General features: G+C 45.5%; 11 protein-coding genes. 5 read left to right on the top strand and 6 right to left on the bottom strand.

Going from position 1 to position 9,417, the window contains the following annotated elements:
- Positions 1 to 235 precede the first annotated feature (235 nt).
- A complete protein-coding gene (locus V2H77_RS12390; RefSeq protein WP_341499028.1) occupies positions 236 to 364 on the bottom strand; it encodes a hypothetical protein in 129 nt (42 codons plus the stop codon).
- A gap of 213 nt (positions 365 to 577) precedes the next feature.
- Between V2H77_RS12390 and murQ the strand changes: the two genes are divergently transcribed.
- Together murQ and murP are read left to right on the top strand one after the other, a co-directional pair.
- Positions 578 to 1,483 (top strand): N-acetylmuramic acid 6-phosphate etherase, encoded by a 906-nt coding sequence (murQ, locus tag V2H77_RS12385; protein ID WP_341499027.1) that lies wholly within the window; start codon positions 578 to 580, stop codon positions 1,481 to 1,483.
- Between the two features lie 29 nt (positions 1,484 to 1,512).
- Positions 1,513 to 2,964, top strand: coding sequence for a PTS N-acetylmuramic acid transporter subunit IIBC (gene murP / locus V2H77_RS12380; protein WP_341499026.1), 1,452 nt, complete (start codon positions 1,513 to 1,515; stop codon positions 2,962 to 2,964).
- A gap of 29 nt (positions 2,965 to 2,993) precedes the next feature.
- Here the strand turns inward: murP and tauD are convergent, their stop codons facing one another.
- The 5 genes from tauD to V2H77_RS12355 all read right to left on the bottom strand — a co-directional run bounded on the left by tauD (position 2,994) and on the right by V2H77_RS12355 (position 7,205).
- The gene (gene tauD / locus V2H77_RS12375) at positions 2,994 to 3,863 is read right to left on the bottom strand and encodes a taurine dioxygenase (protein WP_341499025.1); all 870 of its coding nucleotides are present in this window, start codon (positions 3,861 to 3,863) and stop codon (positions 2,994 to 2,996) included.
- Complete coding sequence (tauC, locus tag V2H77_RS12370) at positions 3,856 to 4,704, bottom strand: taurine ABC transporter permease TauC (protein WP_341499024.1); 849 nt, start codon at positions 4,702 to 4,704, stop codon at positions 3,856 to 3,858. The genes tauD and tauC overlap by 8 nt, the downstream gene beginning before the upstream one ends.
- Complete coding sequence (tauB, locus tag V2H77_RS12365) at positions 4,701 to 5,468, bottom strand: taurine ABC transporter ATP-binding subunit (RefSeq protein WP_341499023.1); 768 nt, start codon at positions 5,466 to 5,468, stop codon at positions 4,701 to 4,703. The genes tauC and tauB overlap by 4 nt, the downstream gene beginning before the upstream one ends.
- Entirely contained in the window at positions 5,455 to 6,474 is a 1,020-nt protein-coding gene (gene tauA, locus V2H77_RS12360) for a taurine ABC transporter substrate-binding protein (protein WP_445935488.1), read from the bottom strand. Before tauA ends, tauB begins: the two co-directional genes overlap by 14 nt.
- 122 nt (positions 6,475 to 6,596) lie before the next feature.
- Positions 6,597 to 7,205 (bottom strand): LysE family translocator, encoded by a 609-nt coding sequence (locus V2H77_RS12355; RefSeq protein WP_341499022.1) that lies wholly within the window; start codon positions 7,203 to 7,205, stop codon positions 6,597 to 6,599.
- Between the two features lie 104 nt (positions 7,206 to 7,309).
- Here V2H77_RS12355 and V2H77_RS12350 point away from each other — a divergent pair, with 104 nt between their 5' ends.
- The 3 genes from V2H77_RS12350 to V2H77_RS12340 are packed head-to-tail and all read left to right on the top strand — an operon-like array spanning position 7,310 to position 9,393.
- Positions 7,310 to 8,290 carry a hydrolase gene (locus tag V2H77_RS12350; RefSeq protein WP_341499021.1) on the top strand — a complete coding sequence of 327 codons (981 nt, stop codon included), beginning with the start codon at positions 7,310 to 7,312 and terminating at the stop codon, positions 8,288 to 8,290.
- Complete coding sequence (locus V2H77_RS12345; protein ID WP_341499020.1) at positions 8,287 to 8,505, top strand: YheU family protein; 219 nt, start codon at positions 8,287 to 8,289, stop codon at positions 8,503 to 8,505. The genes V2H77_RS12350 and V2H77_RS12345 overlap by 4 nt, the downstream gene beginning before the upstream one ends.
- Positions 8,506 to 8,523: 18 nt before the next feature.
- Positions 8,524 to 9,393, top strand: coding sequence for a phosphoribulokinase (locus tag V2H77_RS12340; protein WP_049584136.1), 870 nt, complete (start codon positions 8,524 to 8,526; stop codon positions 9,391 to 9,393).
- Positions 9,394 to 9,417: the final 24 nt, after the last annotated feature.

Raw genomic sequence — 9,417 nt, 5'->3', positions numbered from 1 at the left:
GTTCTTTTCATTGTGAAAAATATTCAGACCTATTTTCCCCACCAGGCCAATTTGATCATTCACAAATGAGATATTTTTAACATGTCTATAAGCTCTGTCTGGTGAGCGAAACTTAATTTAGAACAACATATCAGATAGAAAACCAGCACTTTGTCAATAATCTGTCGGCAATTGTGCCACAGCCTGTGGCAAAATTGCCGTGAGGTCACAATATTCAGATGATCAAAGGCAATGCCTATCCCGGCAGAACTCGGCTGTCAGCAACTTCAAGAACAGTTACCCGTACCTCAATCGGAACTGGTACAGCAAACCCTGAATGTTGAGGGGTATAAGGTTTATTCGTAGGTTGAACTATCACAGCCATCAACATAGGAGCATCAACACTATACCCAATGGATTTCAAGATGCATCGCGACGGCAAGGGAGCGAATCCCCGGGAGCATAGATAACTATGTGACCGGGGTGAGTGAGTGCAGCCAACAAAGAGGCAACTTGAAAGATGACGGGTATATAATCAATCCCTTAAATCTTGATACATTCATGCTATCTGCCTTTTATATTCCTTTAGGAAAATAATATGAAAACCAATCTCAGCAACATGATAACCGAAAGCCGCAATCCAGCCAGTGCCAACATTGATACTTTGCCAACCCTTGAAATGCTAAAATTGATTAACGATGAAGATAAAAAAGTCGCACTGGCGGTAGAACAAACTTTGCCGAAAATCGCTGAAACGGTAGACAAAATTACCGAAGCATTTCGTCAGGGAGGCCGTTTAATTTATATCGGCGCCGGTACATCGGGCCGGTTAGGGATTTTGGATGCCAGTGAATGCCCTCCAACTTATGGCGCCAAACCGGAACAAGTGGTTGGGTTAATTGCCGGAGGGCATCAGGCCATTCTACATGCAGTTGAGAATGCAGAAGATAACCAACAACTAGGCGCCAATGATCTTCAAGCGCTAAACTTTAACTCAAAAGATGTATTGGTTGGCATTGCCGCCAGCGGCCGCACACCTTATGTCTTGGGTGCAATGGCGTATGCGAAATCCGTTGGCGCCGCCGTTGCCTGCATTAGCTGTAACCCGGAAAGCCCGATGATACAAGCAGCCGATATCGCCATTACACCGATAGTTGGGCCGGAAATCGTCACAGGTTCATCACGAATGAAAGCAGGTACAGCACAAAAGCTAATTCTGAATATGCTGACCACCGGCGCCATGATCCGTACAGGTAAAGTTTATGGCAACCTGATGGTGGACATAGAAGCGACGAATGCCAAGCTGGTTGAAAGGCAGAAAAATATCGTTATGGCCGCCACAGAATGCAATCGTGAACAAGCTGAACAGGCCCTGGCAGAATGTAATGGACATTGTAAAACCGCCATTGTGATGATTCTGGCTGGAGTCAGTGTTCAACAAGCAAAGGTTTTACTGGAAAAACACCACGGTTTTATTCGACCGACGATCTCAGCCATTCGGTAACGACTGCCCTGCTGAGAAGGAGTAAGAAAATGGCTAAAATTAATCAGACAGTCATTGCCCAGATCCTTAAAGCTATCGGCAATGCAGATAATGTAGCACAATGTGGCAACTGTATGACCCGTCTGCGGCTAACGCTACGTGATAATACAAAAGTGGATCAAGTCGCGTTAAAACAGATCCCCAATGTGTTAGGTATTATCGAAAGCGCCGATCAGTTTCAGATTGTGCTTGGGCCGGGAAAAGCCCAAGCGGCGGCTGAAATAATGAATGAATTGCTAACTTCTTCTCCCCATACAGAACAATCAAAACCAAGCGACACTGATTTAACCAATATTGCTTCTGCTAATAAAAAGCAGCTTAAACAGAAGCAGGTGAGTGCAGTACACAAATTCCTGACCAAATTCGCTACCATTTTTACTCCACTGATCCCCGGTTTTATTGCCGTTGGTCTGCTTCTCGGCTTTGCTACTTTATTTGAACAAATAGCCATTCAGGGTGTTGAGCACCCTAATACTGTTTTGGTTGAAATCATCGGCTATATGAAAGTTTTCAGTAAAGGCATGTTCAGCTTTCTGAGTATTCTGATCGGTTATAACGCGCAAAAAGCATTTGGTGGATCAGGAATAAATGGCGCCATTATCGCTTCGCTGTTCGTCCTCAGTTATAACCCAGACGCCACCAGCGGTTTCTATTCCGGTATTTCTACTTTCTTTGGTTACAGTATCGATCCACGCGGCAATATTATCGGCGTTCTTATCGCCGCTATTCTGGGAGCATGGGTAGAACGACAAGTTCGTAAAATCATTCCAGATAACCTGGATATGATCCTCACTTCGGCTATTACTCTGCTAATCATGGGAGCCATTGCCTTTATTTTTATCATGCCACTAGGAAGTTATCTGTTTAGCGGTATGTCATGGTTGTTTCTTCATCTCAACGGCAATCCTTTTGGTACAGCAATATTAGCGGGGCTATTTTTACTCGCTGTCATGTTTGGTGTTCACCAAGGATTTGTGCCGGTCTATTTCGCTCTCATGGACGCACAAGGCTTTAATTCTCTGTTCCCAATCCTGGCAATGGCAGGCGGCGGACAAGTTGGCGCCGCGCTGGCGCTGTATGCCAAAGCGAAAAAAGATTCTCTGCTACGCACGCAGATAAAAGGCGCCATTATTCCAGGTTTCCTCGGCATTGGTGAACCCTTGATTTACGGTGTTACACTTCCACGGATTAAACCCTTTATCACCGCCTGTTTGGGCGGTGCCGCCGGAGGTTTCTTTATCGGTTTGGTGGCTTATTTGGGATTACCTGTTGGGCTGAATACAGTTTTTGGTCCATCTGGATTGGTAGCACTGCCACTGATGACCTCAAAAAGTGGTATTTTTGTCGGAATGGCAGTGTATGCCGCCGGGCTAGTGGTTGCTTATATCAGCGGCTTTGTAATGACTCTGCTATTTGGCAGTAAAAATGTCGATTTAACCTGATGATAGCGAATGACTCCCTTCATTCGCTATCAACTCACTTTTTCATTGACCTCACAAAAATAACGCGGTTTGTCACCCAGAATCGTTGCTCGGTGCATAATCCTGCGCTGAGGCAGATAATCCGCATTAGCATAGTGTTGAGTCACCCGGTTATCCCAAATAGCAATGTCATCCTCCTGCCAGCGCCAACGTACCTGAAACTCAGGTTTAGTAACATGAGCAAATAGAAAGTTCAAAATCGCTTCACTCTCTTTATCACTGAGACCAACAATCCGGGTGGTGAAGCCTTCATTAACAAACAGCGCTAAACGACCAGAAACAGGATGTGTTCTGACAACCGGATGTGACAAAGGCGGGTTCTTCTCTTTACCCGCTAACCAGCGCTGATGTAGCTCTTGAGAACTGCGATGCCGATGTTCAGGAAAAGATTTAGTGAAATCATGCTCCGCCTCAAGTCCTATCAACAATGTTTTGAAAGGCTCTGACAATGCTTCGAACGCAGCGATACCACTACACCACAGTGTATCTCCACCAAACGGCGGAACTTTTTTAGCAGCGAGAATCGCGCCCATCGGTGGTGTTTCAATGAAAGTCACATCCGTATGCCAGTTATCATTATCAGGCGGATTGTTGTCATGGGTATCTAAAACAATAATCTCCTCACTTTCTGGTGTATGAGGGTAAACCGGGTGAATATGTAAATCACCAAATTGACCGGCCAAATCACGTTGCTGTATTGGCGTAATAGGTTGATTACGAAAGAATAATACCTGATGCTTTAATAGCGCGTGATACAGTTGTTCAAACTGAATATCTGTCATCGGTTTAGTGAGATTGGTCTGTTCCACAAGTGCGCCAATATAAGGTCCTAATGGGATAATTTTCAGACGTTCATTCATGACGGTTTACTCCATGCCACGGCATTAAGTGACGTTGAATGGCCCGCAATCCTAACTCTAAGCCACATGCAATCAATGCAATAACAATGATACCCGCCACCACCATATCGGTTGCCAAAAACTCACCCGCCGATTGCACCATAAAGCCTAGCCCTTGTGTGGCGGCAATCAGTTCTGCGGCGACTAAAGTCGACCAACCAACACCAAGGCCGATACGCAGACCTGTCAATAGCTCCGGCAAAGCATTAGGAAAGATAACGTGTTTCAGCAATTGCCAGCGACTGGCGCCCAACGCCTGTGCTGCTCTTATTCGCACTTGCTCAACATTCTGTACTCCCATCACGGTAGACAAGGTAACCGGCGCGAAAATTGCTAGCCAGATCAGTAAAACCTTTGAGGTTTCTCCGATGCCAAACCAGATAACAATCAAGGGTAAATAAGCTAACGGTGGAACAGGTCGGTATAGTTCAATCAAAGGATCTATCACTGCCCGAATTTTTTCATTCAGCCCCATTGCTATTCCTACCGGAATAGCAATGGCTACCGCGGCTAATAAAGCCAGCAACATTCTGCTCAAACTAGCTGCCAAATGTTGCCATAACGTCGCCCCCATAAACCCTTGTTCACTCGCCGCAATCATTAGTTGATGTACCACCTGACCCGGCGCCGGTAATAATACGGATTCAATCAAGCCAAATGTTGTCACCAGCCACCAGATAAATAATAAAGTAACAACGGTAGCTAATCGCCATAGCACCCCAACAGGAATCGGTTTAAAACGTCTTTTACTATTTTTCAGCAGGGTCACTACTCCGATTTCCCGCTCTTGATAAAGGTTCATACCAAAACCCTCCGGTATCTGAACACGCGTTCCAGCACATATTCACGGCAGATAATAAAATTGGGATCAGATTTAATGCTGCGGCTACATTCCCCATCAGCAAATCGTTGACCAAAATCGAGGGTAATCCGTTCAACAATTCTTCCCGGCGAAGATTCCATTAAATACAGATCATTTGCCATAAATATGGCTTCCTCAATATCGTGAGTAATCAACAGACACTGTTTTTTACTGTCACGCCAGATAGTCAGCAGCAGCTCCTGCATCTGTTCTCTGGTATAAGCATCAAGCGCTGCAAACGGCTCATCCAGCAGTAATAGTTGAGGCTCCACCGCCAATGCACGCGCAATACCCACCCGCTGCCGCTGGCCGCCAGACAGTTGCCAAATATATTTATCTTCATGATCACTCAAACCAACCTGATGAATGATCTGCCGAGCGGTTTGCAATCGCTGTTTTTTAGGCACCCCGGCAAATTTCAGCCCTAAAGCCACGTTATCCCGCACATTCAACCACGGCATCAATCCTTCATGTTGAAACACCACACCACGTTCTACACCGGGGCCAGTTACTGGTTCACCGTTCAGCCAAATATCACCGGAGGAAGGCGTGAGAAAACCCGCAATCAGATTCAATAAGGTTGTTTTGCCACAACCGGATGGCCCAAGGATCACCACAAATTGCCCGGCTGTAATATCAAAACTAATATCACGAAGCACTTCTTTGTCCTGATATTTAGCCGTTAATCCACTAATCTGTAACATCGTTCCCTCCTGTCATGGTTGACGCAACAATCTCCCTGACAAATTTATCTGTTACATAATCCTGATAATTATCAGCAGCCTGTGAAACTTTACCTTGCTGTTGCAGAAATTTAGCCGTATCTCGAATCACTTTCGCCATTTCTGACCTTAATAAACTCAACTGTTGATCAGCGTTCAGATAACGATTGGTGAGTATCCATTGACTGATTTTGTCCTCCGATAAACCACTCAATCTCGACACCGCAGTAATATTCTCTTTACTTGCCAGCCATTTTTCAGGAGAAGTCAGATAGCGCTGATTTTCATCCAGTACACTTTTCACGAACATCGTGACCAATTCAGGATATTGTTCAGCAAAATCATTACGAACAACCCATACGTCCAGCGTTGGCGATCCCCATTGGGCAATTTGCGCTGCATCAGTCAGTACACGGCCTGTTGCCGCTAATTCATTCACGGCAGGTAACCAGACAAAAGCGCCATCAATATCACCACGCTTCCACGCGGCAACAATTGCTGGTGGTTGTAAGTTAATAATCTTGATTAGCTTTGGATCTATCTGCCAGTGATGCAATGCGGCTAACAGGCTGTAATGGGCAGTAGAAATGAAAGGAACAGCAATTCGCTTGCCGATAAGCTGAGAAGGTTCAGTGATTTTTTGATTAACAATTAGTGCTTCTGATTGCCCTAACCGGGAAGCAATGAGAAAAATTTTCACCGGCAATTTTTGGCTGGCGCCAACCGCTAACGGACTAGAACCCATATTGCCTATCTGCACATCACCAGAAGCTAACGCTCGTAGCACAGCAGAACCGCTGTCAAATTTCCGCCATTGAACATCAACCCCAGATTGCCGGGCAAAATCGCCGTTATACTGAGCAACTTTTGCCGGCTCTGGTGAAGTTTGATAAGCAATCGTTACTTGCTGGCTACTCGCCTGAACAGCAGGAACCAGCAGCAAAAGCACCAGAAAAAAAAGATAAACCACAAGAGCGGATCTACCCACTTAAACACCTCCAATGTCATAAAAAGACGAGGTACGTCAGAATAAGTGTTGTAGATATTTGCCAAAGTAAAAAAGAATAAAATAATATTTTCTATAACTAAAAACGCAATTAGCTGACTAAATTACCCAAGCCAAATCAGTGGCACACAAGTTGCCGTCAATATGCCCATTATAATATTGAAAATAAACCAAGCATTGCGACTACGGAGCAACGTCCCTATCAACGAACCAAAACCCGCCCACACCATGCCGCACAAGAAATTAATAAACATCACCGCAATACTGATCACGATGATGGAATAGAGGTAGTGATCACCGGCAATACTGTAGCTGCCAACAGCCCCCAACCCCATCAGCCAAGCTTTCGGATTCAAAAACTGCAATAACCAACCTTGATACCAGCGCACCGGCTTGATAATCGCGCTATCTTTGGTATCCAGACGCCGGTAACTGGCTGTTGCCGTTTTCCATGCTAACCACAGCAAATAGAGACTACCTGCGATTTTCATAACCGTGTGAATAGCAGGATAGATCAACAGCAATGTCGCTATTCCGAAAGCAGCCAGATATAAAATCGTCTGCATGCCCAGAACAACGCCAAAGAGCAATCCCAAAGAGCGGATAAAGCCGAAGTTAGCGCCTGATGAAGTCAGTAACATGTTGTTTGGACCCGGCGTAATGGCAGAAATAAACAAAAAAGTTGTTAATGAAAAAATCAGGCTTGCTGTCATGAAGAGTTACCTTTCATCCTGAATAATGGCGTTTCCCTTTCACAGAAAATATCAGTATGTTATTCACCATACAAGATAACTAATCAATTTAACTCGAAACCATTATGACTGATATCTTTCGTCCTCTAACCGGAGCCAGTAATCCGCATTTGCAGACACTACTCCCGCGTCTGGTGCGGCGGTATCCTGAACTGCAACCATATTGGCAACGACTTAATTTACCAGACAACGATTTTGTTGATCTGGCGTGGAGTGAAGATCCCGCCACCGCAGCACACAAGCCACGACTGATCCTGTTTCATGGTCTGGAAGGCAGTTTCCACAGCCCTTATGCCCACGGTTTGCTTCATATCTGCCAGGAAAAAGGCTGGCTTGGCGTTGTCATGCATTTTCGCGGATGCAGTGGTGAACCGAACCGCCAAAAACGTCTCTATCATTCTGGCGAAACCAGCGATGCCCGCTATTTTCTGAGCTGGTTAAAACAGACCTACGGTGATGCACCCACCTCAGCCGTAGGTTATTCAGTCGGCGGTAATATGCTGGCCTGCTATCTGGCAGAAGAAAAAACCAACGCCCAGATCAATGCTGCCGTCATTGTTTCCGCCCCTTTGATGCTGGAAGCCTGTTCCCTGCGGATAGAAAAAGGATTTTCTCAGGTTTATGAACGCTATTTACTGAATAGCTTGAAACGTAATGCCACCCGTAAATTGTTACGTTACCCCGATTCACTCCCTATCAATCTGTCTCAGGTAAAAAGATTGAAACATATTCGAGAATTTGATGAAATTGTGACCGCAAAAATCCACGGCTTTAAAAATGCAGCGGACTACTACCGCCAGTGCAGCGCTCTGCCGCGTCTGCCTGATATTACTGTGCCGCTGCTGATTATTCATGCTAAAGACGATCCCTTTATGGCGCCGGAAGTTGTCCCTGATCTCAAAATGTTACCTAAAAATATTGAATACCAAATGACAGAATATGGTGGACATGTCGGCTTTGTCAGTGGTTCGTTGAAGAAACCACAAATGTGGCTGGAACAACGCATCCCAAGTTGGCTGTCATCTCATCTGGAGCAACCACAATGATTATTCCGTGGCAACAACTGGAATCAGAAACTCTGCTAAATTTGATAGAGAGCTTTGTCCTGCGGGAAGGCACTGACTATGGCGAAGATGAAAAATCGCTGGAGCAGAAAGTCGCTGACATACGCCGTCAGTTGGAACGAGGAGATGTTATGCTGGTGTGGTCTGAACTGCATGAGAGCATCAATATTGTGCCAAAAGAAATGTTCCATCCTTAACATTATGGAGTTTACTGTATGTCTGCCAAACATCCGATTATTGCAATTACCGGCTCCAGTGGCGCCGGAACCACCACCACCAGTTTAGCTTTCCGTAAGATTTTCCAGCAACTTAACATCAGCGCAGCACAGATAGAAGGAGATAGTTTCCACCGTTACACCCGTCCTGAAATGGATGCCGCAATCCGTAAAGCCAAAGAGCAAGGCAGGCATATCAGTTACTTTGGGCCGGAAGCCAATGATTTTGGCATGCTGGAAAAAACCATGATTGACTATGGTGAAACCGGTGAAGGCCGCCGTCGCAAGTACCTTCATACCTATGACGACGCCGTCCCTTACAACCAGCTCCCCGGTACATTTACGCCGTGGGAATCTTTACCCAAGCAGACCGATGTGCTGTTTTATGAAGGTCTGCACGGCGGCGTTGTCACACCACAGCATAATGTCGCCAGTCATGTTGATCTGCTAGTGGGCGTCGTGCCGATTGTCAATCTTGAATGGATACAGAAACTTATCCGCGATACCGGAGAACGGGGGCATTCACAGGAAGCCGTGATGGATTCCGTCGTGCGTTCTATGGATGATTATATCAACTACATTACGCCACAATTCTCACGAACACATATCAACTTCCAACGTGTCCCTACCGTTGATACATCCAATCCATTTTCAGCTAAAGCCATTCCATCATTGGATGAAAGTTTCATTGTCATCCGCTTCCGTGATCTGACTCAAATTGATTTCCCATACTTGCTAGCAATGTTACAAGGCTCATTCGTTTCAAGCATTAATACCATCGTGGTCCCCGGCGGAAAAATGGGATTAGCAATGGAATTAATTATGACGCCATTAGTACAGCGACTGCTGGAAGGGGAAAAGATTTGTTAATCAACGCCTGAGATAAATTTAGAA

It is taken from the genome of Photorhabdus sp. P32 (assembly GCF_038085095.1).
In the GTDB taxonomy this organism is placed as follows: Bacteria; Pseudomonadota; Gammaproteobacteria; order Enterobacterales; family Enterobacteriaceae; genus Photorhabdus; species Photorhabdus luminescens.
Note: the sequence above shows the minus strand (reverse complement) of the source record. Positions and strands in the feature narration are given on the sequence as shown.